This window comes from Thermostichus sp. OS-CIW-31, assembly GCF_054060305.1.
This window is the reverse complement of sequence record NZ_JBSSDA010000011.1, coordinates 55,763-74,012: the sequence shown is the minus strand read 5'-3', so window position 1 is coordinate 74,012 and position 18,250 is coordinate 55,763. Positions and strand designations below refer to the sequence as shown.

The following is an 18,250-nucleotide window of genomic DNA, read 5'->3' as shown; positions in this document are numbered from 1 at the left end:
GACATTACCACCGGCTCTTTGGTCAGCTTTCCCCACCCCTACCGCCTTGTCGAGATCCGGTCGGATCGAGAGACCGGAATCCAAGTCCATATCCAGAGCTACCGGGTGGGATCCCTGCCCGATTGGCCCGATTTGCAAGCGTTCTCCCGGGAGTGGATGGCCCAGCGCAGCGAACCAGCGGTGGTTAAGTTTTTAACCTCCGCACCGCTGAATTTGCCTTTGGAACAGGCACAAGCCTTGGCCCCACAATTGCGCTACTTTTGGGCAGCGGTGGCTGCCGGGGATCCAGACCTCACTTTCCCCGACTTTCCCCAGCCAGCAGGCCGATTTCTGGAGCGTTTCAGCCGTTGTTTTCGCTGCCCGCCTGATAACCAGGCCCAGTTTCGTTTGACTTCGATTTTCTCTTTTCCAGTTTCTAAGGATCCCCCCGAAGGGGGAACAATCACAGAGAGAATTTTGAAGCCGTTAGGACTTATTGGAAAGGTTTCCAATTTCTAGGGATCCCCCCGAAGGGGGAACGGTTATTAACCCGACGGATAAAGTCATGCTGTGGGAAAGTTTCCAATTTCTAGGGATCCCCCCGAAGGGGGAACAGGTTCTGCTGAATAATGTATAGGTTTATCATCTACATTTGTTTCCAATTTCTAGGGATCCCCCCGAAGGGGGAACTCTGTAGATGTTCCAGAGTACTGAGGTAGCCACCCAGTGTTTCCAATTTCTAGGGATCCCCCCGAAGGGGGAACTACCGCGATAAGTGGTTAGTGATTGAAGAAGGCTACGGGTTTCCAATTTCTAGGGATCCCCCCGAAGGGGGAACTCCTCCCTGTTTAAGGGGGACACCCACAGAGGAGTGTTTCCAATTTCTAGGGATCCCCCCGAAGGGGGAACGGTACAGAATCTACCCGACTTACCGACAACGTAGAGAATTAGTTTCCAATTTCTAGGGATCCCCCCGAAGGGGGAACCACAACTTGAATAGCCCCGGCACCGTGGGCTATAATAAAGTTTCCAATTTCTAGGGATCCCCCCGAAGGGGGAACTAGTAATTGCCGATGATGGCAGTCACTACGTATCGGAAGAGTTTCCAATTTCTAGGGATCCCCCCGAAGGGGGAACGGTGACTCCGGTTACCCGGAACCGCCCCGCACTGGGGCTCGTTTCCAATTTCTAGGGATCCCCCCGAAGGGGGAACCGTTCTCCGTCAAGGAGGCGCCTGTTGATCTGAAGAGTAAGCTCGTTTCCAATTTCTAGGGATCCCCCCGAAGGGGGAACTAGTTTGTTGATTGTGAGTTTCTTGGGTGGTCTAGTTTCCAATTTCTAGGGATCCCCCCGAAGGGGGAACTTTGGAGTCTCTTTATGCAAACGCAAAATCTTATTAGCGTTTCCAATTTCTAGGGATCCCCCCGAAGGGGGAACTTCAACAAGCGAGTGGAAAGATACTATGCGGTAGTATGTTTCCAATTTCTAGGGATCCCCCCGAAGGGGGAACTTCAACATAGTTTCCTTAGTCTTCCCCGTCCCGTCGAGGGTTTCCAATTTCTAGGGATCCCCCCGAAGGGGGAACCTGCATGGACGACTGGGAAGCTGTCCGCATTTTAGCGGCAGGTTTCCAATTTCTAGGGATCCCCCCGAAGGGGGAACTAAAAACCCCGTCCTGGCTAAACTCATAGTCCAGGATGGTTTCCAATTTCTAGGGATCCCCCCGAAGGGGGAACAGATTAGTCAGCTAGTTGGTTTAGTTGTCGAAGTTGATCGGGTTTCCAATTTCTAGGGATCCCCCCGAAGGGGGAACGTGTACCAGGTGACCATCTTCAAAGCCATCGAAACCGGAGCGTTTCCAATTTCTAGGGATCCCCCCGAAGGGGGAACTCTTAACGGGGTTCTTAAACCTCCATTAAGAACCCTGTTTCCAATTTCTAGGGATCCCCCCGAAGGGGGAACTCCACGAAACTCGGTGGCCTCAGCCCCGAGGTGGCAGCGGTTTCCAATTTCTAGGGATCCCCCCGAAGGGGGAACCCACCCCTATTAAAGCCAAGCAGGGCAAGGGATGCAAGACCCGTTTGCGAGGGATCCGGAAAAAAGGGGGCAAAAAGAGTTTCGGCGAGGGGGTTTTGGGGCCGGAAAGCCTTGTGGCACAAGGCGTCGAGGGATCCGACGAAAGAATGGGCTTTTCCGAGATTTTGAGGGACGCTCGCAGAGGCGTTGATACCGTTTTGGTGTTCTTTTGGAAACATCAGGATCCCTGAGGTTTGGCTAGGCTATCTGTTGGCAGGTGGCGAGCTGATACATTTACGCTGAACACTGCTGAACATCACTGTTCAACTATGCAGCGATGGCATTCTGTTTGTTTCCAAACAGAATGGCGGTATCCCGCAAAGCTTTGAGTAGAATACCCAAAGCGCAGTTTCCGTGTCGTCTTACTACCAATTTTCTGCTTTGCTTTGGCTACCATGTTGGCAGACTCGAAAGTAAACAGAAAGATCAACTGGTAGTAATCCGTACTGAACATATTATACATTATTTTCAGTATAGTTGAGCTTATTATTGACTAGAGTCATGCTCCTGCTAGGGTTGCTCGATATGGGAGCGGGGCTCCAGGTGGATGAGGATCCGCGCTGGCCCGTAGCGCTCCTGCAAGAGGCGTTCAACTTCCTCAGTGAGGCGGTGGGCGGACTCGATATCCTGCGGCTCCACCACCAGGTGCATCTCGATAAAGACCATTTCCCCTGGGATCCCGCGGGAAGTGATGTCATGGCAGTCGAGCACGCCTGGCACGCTCAGGATCAGATCCCGCAGGGCCTCGGCAGGGATCGCCACCCGGTCGGTGAGGTAGGGAAGATTCTCCTGCAGCACTTCCCAGCCGCTTCGGAGCACCAGCAGCGCCACCGGCAAAGCCAGGGCTTGATCCAACCAAGGGATCCCCCAATAATGCATGCCGGCCAACCCCAGCAACACCGTCAGCGTCACCCCAACGTCGCTGAGGGTATGGCGCGCATCGGCCAACAGCAGCGAGCTGGATAGCGCTTTGCCCCAGCGGTGCTCGTAGAGGGCGACAAAGACATTAATGCCCAGCACGCCCACCATCATCCCCAAGGTCAGCTCATCGATCTGCAGGTGGGGCTGGGGCTCCCAAAACCGCTCCACGGCTGTGCGCAGGATCTCCAGGCTGGCCATCCCCAAAAAGGCGGCGATCCCCAGCGCTCCAATGGCTTCAAACTTGCGATGGCCGTAGGGATGGTCGTCATCGGGCTCTGGCGAAGAAAAGCGCACGGCCACCAAGCCCAAAATGTTGCTGGCGCTGTCGGTGGAGCTGTGCAGGGCATCGGCAATTAGGCTTAGGGATCCCGTCGTCAGCCCCAGGATTAACTTGATCAGAAACACCAGGACACTTAGCCCCAGCGTGACGTACAGCACCCTCTGCACTTGGCGCTGACGGCGGCTGGCTATGGCAGCAGAATCCAGAAAGCTCACTGCAGCTCGGGCGGGGATCCACAGATATCCTGCTTTATTCTGTCACCGACCTCAATAGGGGTAAGGGAGGGTACCCTAAAAGCAAGCTGCCAAGGCTTAGTCAAGTGGCCGCCGATTGGGGAGCGAACTCTGAGTATGCACGTTGCTGTGGTAGGCGCTGGCTATGTGGGCCTGGTAACAGGGGCTTGCCTGGCTCACCTAGGAAATAGCGTTATCTGTGTGGACAACAACCCCGCCAAGATTGAAGGGCTGCAGCGGGGTCGCCTGCCCATCTACGAGCCCGGCCTGGAAGAGCTGGTGCGGGAGGGAACTGCGGCGGGTCGGCTGCACTTTAGCACCGATCTGGGCTCTGGGATCCAGGCCAGCGAGGTGGTGTTTATTGCCGTGGGCACCCCGGCCCTGCCCAGCGGGGATCCCGATCTGCGCTACGTGGAAGCAGTGGCGCGGGAAATTGGCCAGCATCTGGACGAGCACTATCGAGTCATTGTCAACAAATCCACTGTGCCCATTGGCTCTGGGGACTGGGTGCGCATGCTCATTTTGGACGGGGCCGCCGAAGCCGCCAAGCAGCGGCTGAGCAGCCGAGAAGTGGGGAGAGATCCAGAGGCCAGATCCCTGACCTTGGAGCTCTCGCCTTGGACGCCGCAGTTTGACGTGGTGAGCAACCCCGAGTTCCTACGGGAGGGCAGTGCCATCCAAGATACCTTCTACCCGGATCGCATTGTGATTGGCTCCAACAGCCCCCGCGCCATTGAAATCATGCGGCAGCTGTATGAACCCATCCTCAACCGCCAGCAGGGCCTGCAAGGGGATCCCGTGCCTTTGCTGGTGACCGACCTGGCTTCTGCCGAAATGATCAAGTATGCCGCCAACGCCTTCCTGGCCACCAAGATTAGCTTCATCAACGAAATGGCCAACATCTGTGAGCGCACCGGCGCCGACATCACCCAGGTGGCGGAAGGGATCGGCCTAGATAGGCGCATTGGCCGCGCCTTTCTCAACGCTGGCATAGGGTGGGGCGGAAGCTGCTTCCCCAAAGATCTGGCGGCTCTTATTCAAACCGCTGCTGACTACGGCTATGAGGCCAAGCTGTTGCGGGCCACGGTGGAGGTCAACCGAGAACAGCGGCAACGTTTGGTGGAAAAGCTGCAGCAAGCCCTCAAGGTGCTCAAGGGTAAAACCATTGGCCTACTGGGTCTGACGTTTAAACCCCACACCGACGACCTGCGGGATGCCCCTTCCCTGACTTTGATCGAACAACTCCACCGTCTGAGGGCCAAGGTCAAGGCATATGATCCGATTGTATCCGCCTCGGGGATGCGGGAGGGGCTAGCCCATGTGGTGGTGGAAACGGATGTGTTCCGGCTGGCCCAAGATTGCGATGCCCTGGTGTTGGTGACGGAGTGGCCGGAGTTCTTGTCGCTGGATTACCGACGGATTGCAGAGCTGATGCGGCGGCCCTTGCTCATCGATGGCCGTAACTGTCTGGATCGGGAGGCGGTGCGGCAGGCGGGCATAACCCTCATTGGAGTGGGCTGGTAGGTGCTGGGGAAATCAGGGGAAATCATGAAGATCCTGGTTACGGGTGGCCTCGGATTTATCGGATCCCACTTGGTAACCCGCCTTCTGCAAGAAGGCCACTGGGTCATTTGCCTGGACAATGGCTCCACAGGCCGGCAGCTCAATGTCCAGGCCCATCTGGACAACCCCGCCTTTCAGCTCATCTGGCACGACGTGGCGGATCCCTTGCCGCCCGCTTTGGAAGAGGCCGGGATCCAGCAGATCTACCACCTGGCCTGCCCCGCTTCTCCCCCCCACTACCAAGCGGATCCCATCCGCACCATCCGCACCAGCCTCTGGGGCACCTACCACCTGCTGCAACTGGCCCAGAAAACGGGAGCGAGGTTCCTGCTGGCCTCGACTTCAGAAGTGTACGGGGATCCCCAAGTGCATCCCCAACCGGAAGACTACTGGGGCCACGTCAACCCCATCGGCCCGCGGGCCTGCTACGACGAATCCAAGCGCTTGGCGGAAACCCTCACCTTCGACTGGCAGCGGCAATACCAGACGGAGATCCGGGTGGCCCGCATCTTCAACACCTACGGCCCCGCCATGCGGGAGGACGATGGCCGCGTGGTGAGCAACTTTATCGTCCAGGCCCTGCGCGGGGATCCCCTGACGGTCTATGGGGATGGATCCCAGACCCGCAGCTTTTGCTACATCTCCGACCTGGTGGAAGGCTTGATCCGGCTGATGAACAGCCCCTACCCCGGACCCTTTAACTTGGGCAACCCAGAGGAGTTCACGATCCTGGAGCTGGCCCAGCAGGTGCTCGCCCTCACCGGCAGCCCTTCTCCCATCGTTTACCGGCCTCTGCCAACAGATGATCCCAAGCAGCGGCGGCCCGACATTCGCAAAGCCCGCGCCCTCTTGGGTTGGGAGCCTCGGATCCCTTTGCAAGTTGGGCTGCAACAGACCATCCCTTACTTTCGTCGGCGGCTGGGGCTGGAATAACCTTCGGGTGCTCGCGAAATCCCAACCTACTTGAGAACCCTTTCCGCCTCAGCTCGGTTGACCTGGGTGAATGGCTGCCAGCGGCTCCAGTTGGCGGGCTTGCTGTTGTAGCCGACTCACCAACTGCCGACATACCACTTCGCACAGCTCAAAGCACATGGGATCCGCAATTTGGTAATAAACACTCACCCCCTTGGGCTGACGGCTGACGATCCCTGCCTGGGTCAGGATCTTGAGGTGCTTGGAAACATTGGCCTGGCCCATACCCGTAGCTTCCAAGATTTGGGTGACGTTCTTGGGCCCCGAGCGCAACTGACACAGGATCTGCAGGCGGCTGGGTTCCGCCAAAACCTTGAAGTACTCCGCCACGCTGTTGAGAACCTGCGGCGTCAGGATTGTGCGACACTCATTCACATCCGCTCTGCTCACCGACTTTCTCCCATCAACAAACCTGCTTGCGCCGTCCATGCAACTTGATTTTAACACTAGATAGTTATATAGTGCTCCTAGAAAGTCCAAGTTCACGTCGGGCTTTCGATACCAGACAGGAGGGCACTATGCTATTTCGCCAACTGTTCGACGCAGAAACAAGCACCTACACCTATTTAATCGCGGATCCGACAACTCGCGAGGCCGCCCTGGTGGATCCGGTACTGGAGCAGGTGGAGCGGGATTTGAAGCTGATTCGGGAATTGGGTCTAACCTTGAAGTACTGCCTGGAAACCCACGTTCACGCGGATCACATCACGGGAACCGGGAAGCTGCGGGAACTGACCGGTTGCCAAGGGGTGGTGCCAGTACAGGCCAAGGCTCAATGTGCAGATCGTTTCATCGGTCATGGGGAAACGCTGCAAGTGGGATCCGTCGTCATTGAAGCCATCGCTACCCTGGGTCACACCGACAGCCACATGACCTACCGCGTCAATGGGGATCGCGTCCTTACCGGAGATGCCCTGCTGATCCGCGGCTGTGGGCGCACGGATTTCCAAAGCGGGGATCCCGGCCTGATGTACGACCATGTTACCCAGCACTTGTTTACGCTGCCCGACGAGACTTTGGTCTACCCCGGCCACGACTATCGCGGGCACACCGTCTCCACCATTGGCGAGGAGAAGCGCTGGAACCCGCGCTTTGTGGATCCGGAAACGGGCAACCTGCGTTCCCGTGAGAGCTTCATTGCCCTGATGAACAGCCTCAACCTGCCCCAGCCGAAGAAGATCCAGGAAGCGGTGCCGGCCAACGAGCAGTGCGGCCAAGTGGCAGCAGCGGTTTAATTCCTTCTGGGCAGCGAGGTGCAGGGTAAGCCCCCGCCGGCTGGGGAGCCCATGTGAAACTCCGATGGTGAGGGCCCGCTGCTCTGGGTAACCTTCTCTCAATTGGCTTGCCAGAAATGGAGAGTTTGAGCGTGGATAAATGGAGAGTTTGAGCGTGGATCGAGAAAGTCTCTATGAGAGCGATTTCTACGCTTGGATCCAGCAACAAGCTCAATTTCTGCGGGATCGGGCCTGGGAGAAGCTGGATCTGCCCAATTTAGTCGAGGAGATTGAATCGTTGGGCAGGCAACAGCGGCAGGAACTGCGAAACCGACTTGCAGTTTTGGTTGGGCATCTCCTCAAGTGGGAGTACCAGCCAGAGGGGAGATCCGCAAGCTGGCTCCTCACCCTCCAGCTGCAGCGGCAGGAAGTTCTGGAGCTTCTTGAAGAAAGCCCAAGTCTCAAGCCCTATTTGCCAGAGGCCATCTCCAAGTCTTACTTGGGAGCGCTGAAGCTGGCCCTGGAGGAGACCAAGCTGCCCAGAAAGATTTTCCCCAAAACCTGCCCTTATTCCTCAGAGCAAATCCTGGATAGCCGGTTTTACCCCGGTGAGCCCAGTCATTTGCTTGAGGAGGGGGATTAATCCCAAAAATCGCTGCATTTTGCATTTTAGACAACGCTGGAAGCAAGGAGACAACCATGACCGTAACCCAACAAAACCCTATCCCTTCCGCTTCGCAAGAACGGGATCCCCGTCTCAAGGAGATCGATGCCCTGACCTTAAAACAGTGGCTGGATCAGGGGCGAGTCCAGCTCATCGATGTGCGGGAGCCGGGAGAATATGCCGATGAGCGGATCCCGGGGGCCATCAACATGCCCCTATCTACCTTTGACCCGGCCAAAGTGCCTGCTTCCACGCCAGAGAAGCCGGTGGTGTTGCACTGCCGCATGGGCAGCCGCTCCATCCGCGCCGGTTGTCAGTTGCTAGACCGCGGTTGGCCGGAGGTCATTAGCCTCAAGGGCGGGATCGAGGCTTGGAAAGCGGCCAAGCTGCCCGTTACCCGCACCCAAAATGCGCCCATCTCCATCATGCGGCAGGTGCAGATTGCGGCGGGATCCCTGGTGCTCACGGGAACTCTTTTGGGGGCCTTTGTCAACCCCTGGTGGCTGCTGCTGAGTGGCTTTGTGGGCGCTGGGCTGGTGTTTGCGGGTGTAACCAACACCTGTGGCATGGCTCTGCTCTTGGCTCGCATGCCCTGGAACCGAGGTCAGGCGCTATGAGTGGGATCCCTTCTACTTCCTCTGGGGGGCAGGGGATCCTGGCGCGGTACCTGCCCTTTGCCAAGGAGTCCCTTTGGGTCTTCCACTATCAACGATCAGATTTGCCGGGAGATCTGATCGCCGGCCTTGTGGTGGCCATTCTGTTGGTGCCCCAGAGCATGGCCTATGCCCTGCTGGCCGGGTTGCCCCCCCAAGTGGGCCTGTACGCCAGTATTTTGCCGGTGATCGTCTATGGACTACTGGGATCCAGCCGCGCCTTGGCGGTAGGGCCAGTGGCCATCATCTCCCTCTTGGTGGCGGCAGGGTTAGAGCCCCTGGCCGGTCGCGTCAGCGGGACGGAGTCCTTGCCGGGCAGCCCGGAGTATGGACAGTTGGCTTTGGGGCTGGCCTTGGAAGTGGGTTTGATTCAAGGGGCGATGGGGTTGTTGCGGCTGGGATTTTTGGCCAATTTCTTAAGCCACACGGTGGTGACTGCCTTTGGCAGCGCGGCAGCTTTGATTATCGGCTTCAGCCAGCTCCGGCACCTCTTGGGAGTCAAGATTGCCAATACGGAGTCCTTCTTGCTGTTGGTGCAGCGGCTGTGGCAAAGCCTGGACAAGGTGAACTGGGTAACCTTTGGCTTGGGGCTGCTGGCCATATCCCTGCTGGTGTACGCTCAGCGAAAGTTGCCCCACCAACTGCGGCGTTGGGGTGTGCCTCCAGGTTGGGCCTTGATTTTGACCAAGGGGGCACCGCTAGCGGCTGTGCTCGTGACCAGCCTGTTGGTCTGGGGCCTAAACCTCTCGGAGAGGGCAGGGGTATCTGTTGTTGGCTCCATTCCTTCCGGGTTGCCCCCCTTGGGCTTTCCCTCATTGAGCTGGGGACAGTGGACAGCGCTTCTGCCCACCGCCTTGGCCATTAGCTTGGTGGGCTTCACGGAGAGCTATGCCGTGGGGCAGTCCTTGGCCAGCCAGCGGCGGCAGAAGGTGGATCCCAACCAAGATCTGGTGGCTTTGGGGGCAGCCAACTTGGCAGCAGCCTGCAGTGGCGGCTATCCGGTAACGGGAGGCATCAGCCGGTCGGTGGTGAACTTTCAAGCAGGCGCCAACAGTGGCCTGGCCTCCCTAATCACCGGCCTGTTGGTGGCTTTGACGGTCATCTGGCTGATGCCCCTGTTCACCTTCTTGCCCCAGACCACCCTGGCGGCCATCGTTCTGGTAGCAGTGCTGGCCCTGGTGGATTTTCACCCCCTGCTGCAAAGCTGGCGCTACGACCGCGGCGATGCCCTGGTTTGGTTGGTAACCTTTGCCAGCGTTTTGGGGATCGGAGTGGAGCAGGGGATCGGAATAGGGGTGTTAGTCTCCATCCTGCTCTTTCTTTGGCGGGCTAGCCGTCCTCACATTGCCATCGTGGGTCAGGTGCCCGGTACGGAGCACTACCGCAACGTGCAGCGCCATGAGGTGATTACCGATCCCCGTATCTTGGCAGTGCGGGTGGACGAGAGCCTGTTTTTTGCCAACGCAGCCTACTTGCAGGAGTATCTGCTGCGAGAGGTGGCGGCGCGACCCACAGTGGAGCAGGTGCTGCTCGTTGCCAGCGCCATCAACTTCATCGACGGCAGCGCTTTGGAAGTGCTGACCCAGTTGGTGGAACGTTTGCAGCAGGCAGGGGTGGGCTTTGCCATGGCCGAGGTGAAGGGGCCGGTAATGGATCGCCTCCAAAAGGCTGGGTTTGTGGAGAAAGTGGGCGCTGAGCGCTTCTTCCTCTCCACTCACCAGGCGATGCAAGCCCTCGGATCCCAGCAGAGCCTCAGTCAGGTGTCATCTTCCTGATCAGCACAAGGGGGGTTTGTTCAGCGGCATTGCCGGCGGGGTTCTTGCCCAGGGCTTGCTCCACCAGCTCCCGCTCTACGCCGGGGCTGGCTGCCAGGATCTTGACCTGCCCCAGATCGTTGGCATCCACGATGGCCACTTCGTAGCCCGTCTGCCGATGCAGATCCCCCACCAACTTGGCCGGATCCCGCGGCCCCAGCACAATGAACTGGTCGTAGGGAGGCAAAGTGCCAGTAACGTCGTCGATGAGATCGGCCTGCTCCCCCGCCAGGGCATAAAAGACCCCAGAGATCCCCAGCAGTTTGGCCAGGGATCCCACCACAAAAGCCCACACCACCCGCCAGGCCCCGGAGCAGTCGATCAAAGTCTGCATCCCGTAGCAGCTTGAAAGACTGGTCTTGGAGGGGAAGAAGTAGCACAGGGTGCGGGCCAGCCAGCCGGGTTGGACTTGGAGAGGATGGCGAAAGTTGCCCTGCACAATGGCCACGGCACTCTCGGAAATAGCCACCACATCCCCAGGCTGGACGTGAGGGCTCACGTACCGCTGCAGCACCTCGGCCAAGTCATCGCTGGGGGTCAGCAGATGGGTGGGAACAGGGGCCCAAAGGAGGGATCCCTGCTGCTGCCAGTTCAGCTCCGGCAAGGGATCCACCTCTTGCAACGGCAGGATGAGATGGCTGGTCTTGAGGGTGCGCCGCTGCCGCCCGTACTGAATGTAGTCCAACTCCAGCCAGGCAGAGCGCAAATGGGCCAGCCCTTCCCCCTTCAGCCCGATCTCAACCTCTAGGCCAGTCTGGTTCTGGGGGGTGATGATGTAGGCCTGCCAGTAGTTGTCTTGGCGGGGGGGAAGATCCGGATGGCGAGAGCGCAGGCGTAGGCGGGTGTGAATGCCTTCTAGGGATCCGGCGCTGAGCAAATGCAGTCGCGGCTCCACCTGGGCCAAGGTGACTTCCAAAAGGGGGTTGAGGTTGCGAGCCACAAACTCCGCTTGAATGACCCAGTGCTCGGGGGTGTGGCGGCTGATGCGCCAGCCTTGGGGCTCCACCACCAGGTGATCGGCGGGGCGGGTCTTGAGCCAGTAGAGCAAGCTGCCCAAACTCAGCAGCAACCCGGCCACTACCTGAGCCCAGCCCCAGGGATCCCAAAGCCAACGCCAAGCCCCCCATAGGCTGAGTCCTACCCCGGCCAGCACTGTGGCCAACACGCCACGATTCACCATGCTGCTGCTTGTTGCCATCGGGATCCCACTCCTCCAAGTCCTTAAACCCTGCTAAACTCTGCCCCTTTGTCCACCACAACACCCTAGACTACAGGTACGCTCTAGCTCTTCTCCTGAACCCTAGCCATCCTACCGGGAAACCGAAGCAGGCTGCGGCGAGATCTCCACACCAATTTTTAATCTCAAACAGTTAGCTTACAAATAGATTTCATCTCAGGCTTTTCAGAACACTCTGGGAGTTTCCTATGGCGCACAAACAGCAATTCAAAAGTTTTGCCGACATGATTCAGGGATCCAAAACCCCGATCCTGGTGGATTTTTATGCTTCCTGGTGCGGCCCTTGTCAGGTTATGGCGCAAGTGTTGGAGCAGGTAAAACCTCAGGTGGGGGATGCGGTTACTTTTGTGAAGGTTGACACCGAAAAGTACCCAACCATCGCTGCTCGCTGGGGCATTCAAGCGGTGCCAACGCTGATCCTGTTCAAAGACGGGAAGCCGGTTGACCGTATCGAGGGGCTGTTGCAGCCTCGCGCCTTGTTGGAGCGGTTGCGGGCGCAGGTTAACTAAACCTGTAAGCTAGGTGAACTTTTCTGGATCCCCCGTGCAACTGCCGCTTCTGCAGGTTCACCTGCCGGGTGAAGTGCCCTACCGCACTGCCTGGGCTTGGCAGCAGGCAAGACTGGCCCATATGATCCGGGATCCCCAGTTGCCGGACGGATTACTGCTGCTCACCCATCCTGCGGTTTACACCTTGGGGGCAGGAGCCGATCCCAAGTTTCTCAAGAGCCTTTCTCAGCCGATAGGATCCCCGGCTATCCACCCGGAATCTCCTTCTGAACAAGAGCCGGAAATCCTACGGGTGGAGCGCGGCGGCGAAGTGACCTACCATGGGCCGGGGCAGTGGGTGGGCTATGCGATGCTGAACCTAAAGCGCCACCGCCCAGATCTCCACGAGTACCTACGCCAGCTAGAAGAGGTGGTCATCCAGACCTTGGCCCACTTCGGCCTACAGGGGGAGCGGATCCCTGGCTTGACAGGAGTTTGGGTGCAGGGCCGCAAAGTGGCGGCCATCGGCATCAAGGTTTCCCGCTGGGTGACCTACCATGGCTTTGCCTTGAATGTCTGCCCCGATCTGTCGGCCTTTGAGGCGATTGTGCCCTGTGGGATCCCTGATCGCCCGGTGGGATCCCTGGTTCAGTTTTGTCCCCGAGTAACGATGGCTGCCGTAGCTCCGGTGCTGGTGGAGTCGTTCTGTCAGGTCTTTGGGCTGCAAGCTCAGGAAGTTTCCTTATCAGAGTGGTTGGGAGAACGCAAGTCTCTAAAGACTCAAGGCTAATCCACCCCCAACTGGCGCAGCAGTTGCTGCAGGATGGCCTGGTTGGCAAAGTTGCCACTCTTGGAGAAGAGAGCCAACGCCTGGCGAAAGTCGGCCATCGCCGCTTCTCGATCCCCCAACTGAAGATAGGCCACCCCGCGGCTAAAGTAGGCTTCTGGGATCCCTGCATTCAACTGAATGGCCCGCTCCGCATCGGCCAGAGCTTCTTCCGGCTGGCGCAACTGGTTGTAGACGTAGCTGCGGTTCACATAGGCCGGCGCATAGCTGGGATCCAACTGCACCGCCCGATCCAGATCCGACAGGGCAGCCACGGGATCCCCCCGCAGCAACTTGAGGGATCCCTGCCAGTTGAACTCGGAAGCGGTGTTTGGGGCCGAGGTCTTCTCAGGAGGAGGTGGGAAGGCAGGCAAAGAGATGGCAGGGGCAGGAGCGAGGAATGCTGCCAAGAAACCTATCAGAGCTATCCTTCCCCATCGACACTTGATTGTGCTCCGCACCGCTAATGACGTCCTCTTCGGATCCCGAACTATTTCAATATAGACCGTCGGCGAGAGGGGCAACCCCCTGCACTTAACTTGCAAGGGGTGCGGGGAGCTACAAGTTCCGCGCTCTGGCGGGAAAGTCAGGGTCGAGATACCGACTCCTCTGCCAAGTCGTTCTGTGACGCGGGGCAGGAATGCCCAATGGCAAGGTTGGGAGGCCCAAGCTCTATTGGCTAGAGTGAGGGCGGGGGGATGTTACAAGGAAAGCTTCTGGAATAGATGAGCCACCGGCAGGGCAAATCCTGGAATAACCTCTTCACCTTCTAGAAGATCAACCGATTTCAGGAGGCGGTCAGGCTCTTGAGAGCTGCGATACACCAGGACGTAGTGCTCGCTGGGGTGAACCAGCCAAACCAGGCGGCTGCCATTTTCAAAGTACTCCACCAGCTTGTCATGAATTTCTTCAACCGTATTGCGGGGGGAAAGCACTTCAACAGCCAGATCTGGAGCGCCTTCCAAAAATCCTGTGGGCAGTTCAGCCATGCCCTGCAAGCGTTCTTTAGCAAAAAAAGAGATGTCAGGGGAGCGCCAATTTCCACTCTTCATCTTAAAAGCAGTGCTGGAATCTAAAACGATCCCCAGCTTGTTGGACAAAACGTAGGGGGTCAAAGCTGCCAATAGGAGGCTGCAGACATAACCATGGAGTGCCCCCGCGCTTCCCATATCAATTGGCTTCCCATCGACAATCTCGTAGCGATGTCCCTCCCTGGACAACGCCATGAATTCTTCGGCTGTCCAAGCTCTTTTTCCCTGAGTTGGCACAGCTCCGACGGTCATCTGCAAACTCCTTGCTGCTCCTTCGACACCGCAAGCCAAGCCCGCAGGGATCCCCCAGCGGCTTTTCCTCGAGGGGGGACGCCAAAGGCTAAAATAGCCTAGCTCATCCTACTGTACCGACGGAAAAGGCACCTTGATCGAGCGCTACACTCTGCCCGAAATGGGCCAGATTTGGTCCACTGCCCACAAGCTCCAGACCTGGCTGCAGGTGGAGCTGGCTGTCTGTGAAGCGCAAGCGGAGCTGGGGCGGATCCCGCAAGAAGCCCTGCAGGAGATCAGAGCCAAAGCCGCCTTTGACCCGGCGCGGGTTTTGGAAATTGAGGCGGAAGTGAAGCACGATGTTATTGCCTTCTTAACCAACCTCAACGAGCACGTGGGCGAGGCAGGGCGCTACATCCACCTGGGCCTGACCAGCTCGGACGTGTTGGATACCGCTCTGGCCGTGCAGCTTGTGGCCTCGGTGGAGATCTTGCAAGCCCGCCTGGCCGACCTCATCGCTGCTATCCGCGACCAAGCTCGGCAGCACCGCTACACCCTCATGATCGGCCGCACCCACGGTGTTCACGCCGAGCCGATTACCTTTGGCTTTAAGCTGGCAGGGTGGCTGGCCGAGTGCCTGCGCCACCAAGAGCGCCTAGCTCGCCTGCGGGAAGTGGTGGCGGTGGGCAAGATCTCTGGCGCCGTGGGCACCTACGCCAACGTGCCTCCCCAGGTGGAGCAGTTGGCCTGCGCTCGCCTGGGCCTGAAGCCCGATACAGCCTCGACACAGGTAATCTCGCGGGATCGCCACGCTGAATACGTGCAAACCTTGGCTCTGATTGGCTCTTCCCTAGAGCGCTTTGCTACTGAAATCCGCCACCTGCAGCGAACAGAGGTACTGGAGGCTGAGGAGTACTTTGCCCCCGGCCAAAAGGGATCCTCTGCTATGCCCCACAAGCGCAACCCCATCAAGGCGGAACAACTGACGGGGCTGGCCCGTCTCCTGCGCGGGTATGCCGTCTCGGCCCTAGAAAACATTCCCCTTTGGCATGAGCGGGACATCTCCCACAGCTCCGTAGAGCGGGTCATCCTGCCGGATGCCTCCATCCTCTGCCACTATCTGTTGGTCAACATGGCGGAGCTGGTGGGCCAGCTGCAGGTTCACGCTCGCAACATGGAGCGCAACCTCAACCTCTACGGCGGCGTCATCTTCAGCCAGCAGGTGCTTCTAGCCTTGGTGGAGAAGGGCCTTAGCCGCGAGGAAGCCTACCGCCTGGTGCAGGAAAATGCTCACCGCGCCTGGAACCAGCCCGGCGGGGATTTCCGCGCCAATCTGCTGGCGGATCCCCGGGTGATAGCTCACCTCAGCGAGGCGGAACTGCAGGCTTGTTTTGATCCGCGGCGCCACCTAACCCATTTGGACGAGATCTTTGCCCGCCTGGGCATTTGAGGGATCCCCTATGGTTTGGCAGCGGCAACATGTCCTGGGCTTGGCGGACTTTACCCCCGAAGAATATCAAATCGTTTTGCAAACCGCTGCCAGTTTCCAGGAGGTGTTGACGCGGCGGTTGCCCAAGGTGCCCACCTTGCAGGGGAAGGTGGTGGTGACGCTGTTCTTCGAGCCTTCCACCCGCACCCGTACCAGTTTTGAGCTGGCGGCCAAGCGCCTTTCGGCCGATGTGCTCAACTTTTCCCCTGGCACTTCTTCCTTGGGCAAGGGGGAGACGCTTTTGGATACGGCCCGCACCTTTCTGGCCATGGGATCCGATCTCTTAATCGTTCGCCATGCCCAGGCAGGAGTGCCCCAACAATTAGCTGCCGAGATCGACCGCCGCGGATCCCCTGTGGGCGTTCTCAATGCCGGGGATGGACTGCACGAACATCCCACTCAAGGCCTGCTGGATTTGTTTACCCTCTGCAGCCATCTGGATCCCCGGCGTCCCCGTCTGGAGTTGCTGCAAGGGATCAAAATCGCCATTGTCGGCGATATTCTCCACTCGCGAGTGGCCCGCTCCGATATCTACGCCCTGGTGGCCGCCGGAGCTGAGGTTCACTTAGCCGGTCCTCCCACCCTGTTGCCCAAAGATTTTGCCCAGTTTGTACCCGGCCACACGCTCCCTATCCATTGGCAGCTGGAGCCTGCCCTAGAAGGGGCGCGTTTTGTTATCACCCTACGCCTGCAACAGGAGCGCATGGGCGAGTTCCTTCTCCCCAGCTTGCAGGAGTACCATCACTTCTTCGGCCTCACGCGGCAACGACTGCGCCTGTGCCACCCAGAGGTGAGGGTTTTACACCCCGGCCCGGTCAATCGCGGTGTGGAACTCAGCTCCGAGGTAATGGAGGATCCCGGCTTGAACCTGATTGAGCAGCAGGTCACCCACGGCGTGGCGGTGCGTATGGCCCTGCTGTACCTCATGGGGGGCGGGCGGATCCCAGCCTAGAGCCCAGATCTTTCTCTGCTCGGGGAACATGTAGAGCTGCCCCACGTCTAGAAGGTTGGAGTCTATCTTCTAACCAATTCTCTCTGCCAAAAGCCGAAAGAATCTCTGGGCGGGGCTTTTCCCGCCCTGCTGAAATCATGTCCAAGCTTGCCGAGAGGTGAGCAACATCTTTGTCTCAAATTTTACACATCTTGGATCTGGATCGAGTTTTTTTGCAGCCGTCTAAGCTTAGCTCTTATTCAAGTTGTGTCCGTTTGATTGGTTGTCAAATGAGATAGAAGTTCAGCAGTATAAGCCTTTTCGCGGATCCTGGGCTCCAGGATCCTGATTTTGCTGAAATCCAAACTGGCCAAAACCACCAGATGGAAAATCGAGGTTTGGAAACGAGCCAGCACACTCAAAAATATCGATTTTTCTCTTGACTTAACCCAAAGTTAACCTTTAGATATCCCTCCGTTAACTTTGAGGTTATAGGGTTGAAGATGTTGATTTGCCACAGATATTACCTATGCGAACCCTGCTTTCTGCTTTCTCCCTCACCGCTCTAACAGTAGGATTTCTAACAGCGACCTCGGCTCAAGCCCAAACCGTGCAAATCTCCGGGGCGGGCGCGACCTTTGCGGCTCCTTTGCTGCAACGTTGGTTTGACGCCTACAACCGCACCGTAGACCCCACTGTGCAAGTCAGCTATCAGTCTGTCGGTAGTGGTGCTGGCCTAGAGCAGGTGATCAATGGCACTGTGGACTTCGGCGCTTCCGAGGCGCCTTTCTCCGGTGCTCGCCTGGAAAACTTCCGAGCTAAATACGGCTATGATCCCCTACAGTTGCCTCTGGCGGGAGGGGCCATCGAGTTTGCCTATAACCTGCCCGGCATTGAAGACGGAGAGCTCATCCTGAAGCGGAAAACCTACTGCGGCATCGTGACCGGCGAGATCACTCGCTGGGACGACATTCGCATCAAGGCCGAGAACCCACGTATAGCAAACAAGCTGCCACCCCTGGACATCACCTGGGTACACCGCTCTGATGGTTCTGGGACTACCTTTGTGTTCACCAACCACATCAGAACTGTCTGCCCTAATTGGACAGCCGGTGCTGGTACTTCTGTCGAGTGGCCTGTTGGCATTGGAGCCCAAGGGAATGAGGGCGTAGCCGCCACCATCAAGCAGGAGCCAGGGGCAATTGGCTACGTGAACCAGTCCTATGCCAAGCTGGAAAAGATGACCACTGCTCGCATGGAAAACAAAGCGGGCAACATTGTTGAGTTCTCGACTGAGGCAGCTACCTCGGCGCTGAATGCTCCCATTCCTGATAACTTTGCGCTGTTGGTGCCCGACCCTGAAGGGCCAAATGACTACCCAATCGTGGGCTTGTTCTGGGTGATGCTGTACCGCGAGTATCCCGATCAGCAGAAGCTGACCAAGCTGGTGGAGGCTCTGAAGTGGACCCAGGGGCCAGAGGGTCAAGCCATCACCAAGGAGCTGGACTACATCCCTATGCCTGAGGCGGCTATCCAGCGGATCTTTGCAGAGCTGGATGCCATCACCGTTAACCCCAAGGCGGTGCGATGACTGGGTTGCAGCCTGAACTCCACTAGAGTGGAGCTGGTGGCCGGCTGAGGAGGCAGA

Annotated in this window: 16 protein-coding genes and 1 CRISPR repeat array; of the genes, 11 read left to right on the top strand and 5 right to left on the bottom strand. The window is 58.1% G+C overall.

All coding sequences use genetic code 11. The features are described 5' to 3' along the window. Nucleotides 1-404: 404 nt before the first annotated feature. A CRISPR array of direct repeats spans nt 405-2,016; the repeat unit is 36 nt; unit sequence GTTTCCAATTTCTAGGGATCCCCCCGAAGGGGGAAC. Between the two features lie 549 nt (nt 2,017-2,565). After that, nucleotides 2,566-3,471 (bottom strand): cation diffusion facilitator family transporter, encoded by a 906-nt coding sequence (locus ACVWY9_RS08265; protein WP_457388039.1) that lies wholly within the window; start codon nt 3,469-3,471, stop codon nt 2,566-2,568. Nucleotides 3,472-3,606: 135 nt separating this feature from the next. On the opposite strand from ACVWY9_RS08265, the gene ACVWY9_RS08260 reads away from it, so the two are divergent. Together ACVWY9_RS08260 and ACVWY9_RS08255 are read left to right on the top strand one after the other, a co-directional pair. Continuing rightward, nucleotides 3,607-5,013, top strand: coding sequence for a UDP-glucose dehydrogenase family protein (locus ACVWY9_RS08260; protein WP_457388038.1), 1,407 nt, complete (start codon nt 3,607-3,609; stop codon nt 5,011-5,013). A 24-nt stretch (nt 5,014-5,037) separates the two neighbouring features. Beyond that, complete coding sequence (locus ACVWY9_RS08255; RefSeq protein WP_457388037.1) at nt 5,038-5,985, top strand: UDP-glucuronic acid decarboxylase family protein; 948 nt, start codon at nt 5,038-5,040, stop codon at nt 5,983-5,985. 48 nt (nt 5,986-6,033) lie between these two features. Here the strand turns inward: ACVWY9_RS08255 and ACVWY9_RS08250 are convergent, their stop codons facing one another. Beyond that, the gene (locus ACVWY9_RS08250; RefSeq protein ID WP_457388036.1) at nt 6,034-6,414 is read right to left on the bottom strand and encodes an ArsR/SmtB family transcription factor; all 381 of its coding nucleotides are present in this window, start codon (nt 6,412-6,414) and stop codon (nt 6,034-6,036) included. A gap of 128 nt (nt 6,415-6,542) precedes the next feature. Between ACVWY9_RS08250 and ACVWY9_RS08245 the strand changes: the two genes are divergently transcribed. The 4 genes from ACVWY9_RS08245 (at nt 6,543) to ACVWY9_RS08230 (ending at nt 10,330) form a co-directional block, all read left to right on the top strand. Next, complete coding sequence (locus tag ACVWY9_RS08245; protein WP_414413400.1) at nt 6,543-7,259, top strand: MBL fold metallo-hydrolase; 717 nt, start codon at nt 6,543-6,545, stop codon at nt 7,257-7,259. A gap of 139 nt (nt 7,260-7,398) precedes the next feature. Continuing rightward, entirely contained in the window at nt 7,399-7,881 is a 483-nt protein-coding gene (locus ACVWY9_RS08240) for a DUF29 domain-containing protein (RefSeq protein ID WP_414352140.1), read from the top strand. 56 nt (nt 7,882-7,937) lie between these two features. Beyond that, complete coding sequence (locus ACVWY9_RS08235) at nt 7,938-8,519, top strand: rhodanese-like domain-containing protein (RefSeq protein ID WP_414330942.1); 582 nt, start codon at nt 7,938-7,940, stop codon at nt 8,517-8,519. After that, entirely contained in the window at nt 8,516-10,330 is a 1,815-nt protein-coding gene (locus ACVWY9_RS08230) for a SulP family inorganic anion transporter (protein WP_457388035.1), read from the top strand. The genes ACVWY9_RS08235 and ACVWY9_RS08230 overlap by 4 nt, the downstream gene beginning before the upstream one ends. On the opposite strand, the gene ACVWY9_RS08225 is transcribed toward ACVWY9_RS08230, so the two are convergent. Further along, a complete protein-coding gene (locus ACVWY9_RS08225; RefSeq protein ID WP_457388034.1) occupies nt 10,308-11,567 on the bottom strand; it encodes a hypothetical protein in 1,260 nt (419 codons plus the stop codon). The two genes, ACVWY9_RS08230 and ACVWY9_RS08225, sit on opposite strands and share 23 nt — an antisense overlap. 227 nt (nt 11,568-11,794) lie before the next feature. Between ACVWY9_RS08225 and trxA the strand changes: the two genes are divergently transcribed. Then, a complete protein-coding gene (gene trxA / locus ACVWY9_RS08220; protein ID WP_457388033.1) occupies nt 11,795-12,115 on the top strand; it encodes a thioredoxin in 321 nt (106 codons plus the stop codon). A gap of 13 nt (nt 12,116-12,128) precedes the next feature. Beyond that, the gene (lipB, locus tag ACVWY9_RS08215) at nt 12,129-12,884 is read left to right on the top strand and encodes a lipoyl(octanoyl) transferase LipB (RefSeq protein ID WP_457388032.1); all 756 of its coding nucleotides are present in this window, start codon (nt 12,129-12,131) and stop codon (nt 12,882-12,884) included. On the opposite strand, the gene ACVWY9_RS08210 is transcribed toward lipB, so the two are convergent. Both ACVWY9_RS08210 and ACVWY9_RS08205 read right to left on the bottom strand, forming a co-directional pair. After that, the gene (locus tag ACVWY9_RS08210; RefSeq protein WP_457388031.1) at nt 12,881-13,330 is read right to left on the bottom strand and encodes a tetratricopeptide repeat protein; all 450 of its coding nucleotides are present in this window, start codon (nt 13,328-13,330) and stop codon (nt 12,881-12,883) included. The genes lipB and ACVWY9_RS08210 overlap by 4 nt on opposite strands. A 291-nt stretch (nt 13,331-13,621) precedes the next feature. Further along, a complete protein-coding gene (locus ACVWY9_RS08205) occupies nt 13,622-14,203 on the bottom strand; it encodes a Uma2 family endonuclease (RefSeq protein WP_011430559.1) in 582 nt (193 codons plus the stop codon). 133 nt (nt 14,204-14,336) lie between these two features. Here ACVWY9_RS08205 and purB point away from each other — a divergent pair, with 133 nt between their 5' ends. From purB to pstS, 3 genes are all read left to right on the top strand, one after another. Continuing rightward, the gene (purB, locus tag ACVWY9_RS08200) at nt 14,337-15,632 is read left to right on the top strand and encodes an adenylosuccinate lyase (protein ID WP_457388030.1); all 1,296 of its coding nucleotides are present in this window, start codon (nt 14,337-14,339) and stop codon (nt 15,630-15,632) included. A 10-nt stretch (nt 15,633-15,642) separates the two neighbouring features. Then, complete coding sequence (locus ACVWY9_RS08195; protein WP_457388029.1) at nt 15,643-16,623, top strand: aspartate carbamoyltransferase catalytic subunit; 981 nt, start codon at nt 15,643-15,645, stop codon at nt 16,621-16,623. A 508-nt stretch (nt 16,624-17,131) separates the two neighbouring features. Then, nucleotides 17,132-18,193, top strand: coding sequence for a phosphate ABC transporter substrate-binding protein PstS (gene pstS / locus ACVWY9_RS08190; protein WP_457388028.1), 1,062 nt, complete (start codon nt 17,132-17,134; stop codon nt 18,191-18,193). Nucleotides 18,194-18,250 lie beyond the last annotated feature (57 nt).

What these genes read in the sequence shown, in the direction of transcription:
- ACVWY9_RS08260 (WP_457388038.1), top strand. Translation starts at nt 3,607, where the DNA reads ATGCACGTTGCTGTGGTAGGCGCTGGCTATGTGGGCCTGGTAACAGGG.
- ACVWY9_RS08255 (WP_457388037.1), top strand. Translation starts at nt 5,038, where the DNA reads ATGAAGATCCTGGTTACGGGTGGCCTCGGATTTATCGGATCCCACTTG.
- ACVWY9_RS08245 (WP_414413400.1), top strand. Translation starts at nt 6,543, where the DNA reads ATGCTATTTCGCCAACTGTTCGACGCAGAAACAAGCACCTACACCTAT.
- ACVWY9_RS08240 (WP_414352140.1), top strand. Translation starts at nt 7,399, where the DNA reads ATGGAGAGTTTGAGCGTGGATCGAGAAAGTCTCTATGAGAGCGATTTC.
- ACVWY9_RS08235 (WP_414330942.1), top strand. Translation starts at nt 7,938, where the DNA reads ATGACCGTAACCCAACAAAACCCTATCCCTTCCGCTTCGCAAGAACGG.
- ACVWY9_RS08230 (WP_457388035.1), top strand. Translation starts at nt 8,516, where the DNA reads ATGAGTGGGATCCCTTCTACTTCCTCTGGGGGGCAGGGGATCCTGGCG.
- ACVWY9_RS08225 (WP_457388034.1), bottom strand. Translation starts at nt 11,567, where the DNA reads ATGGCAACAAGCAGCAGCATGGTGAATCGTGGCGTGTTGGCCACAGTG.
- trxA (WP_457388033.1), top strand. Translation starts at nt 11,795, where the DNA reads ATGGCGCACAAACAGCAATTCAAAAGTTTTGCCGACATGATTCAGGGA.
- ACVWY9_RS08205 (WP_011430559.1), bottom strand. Translation starts at nt 14,203, where the DNA reads ATGACCGTCGGAGCTGTGCCAACTCAGGGAAAAAGAGCTTGGACAGCC.
- ACVWY9_RS08195 (WP_457388029.1), top strand. Translation starts at nt 15,643, where the DNA reads ATGGTTTGGCAGCGGCAACATGTCCTGGGCTTGGCGGACTTTACCCCC.
- pstS (WP_457388028.1), top strand. Translation starts at nt 17,132, where the DNA reads ATGCGAACCCTGCTTTCTGCTTTCTCCCTCACCGCTCTAACAGTAGGA.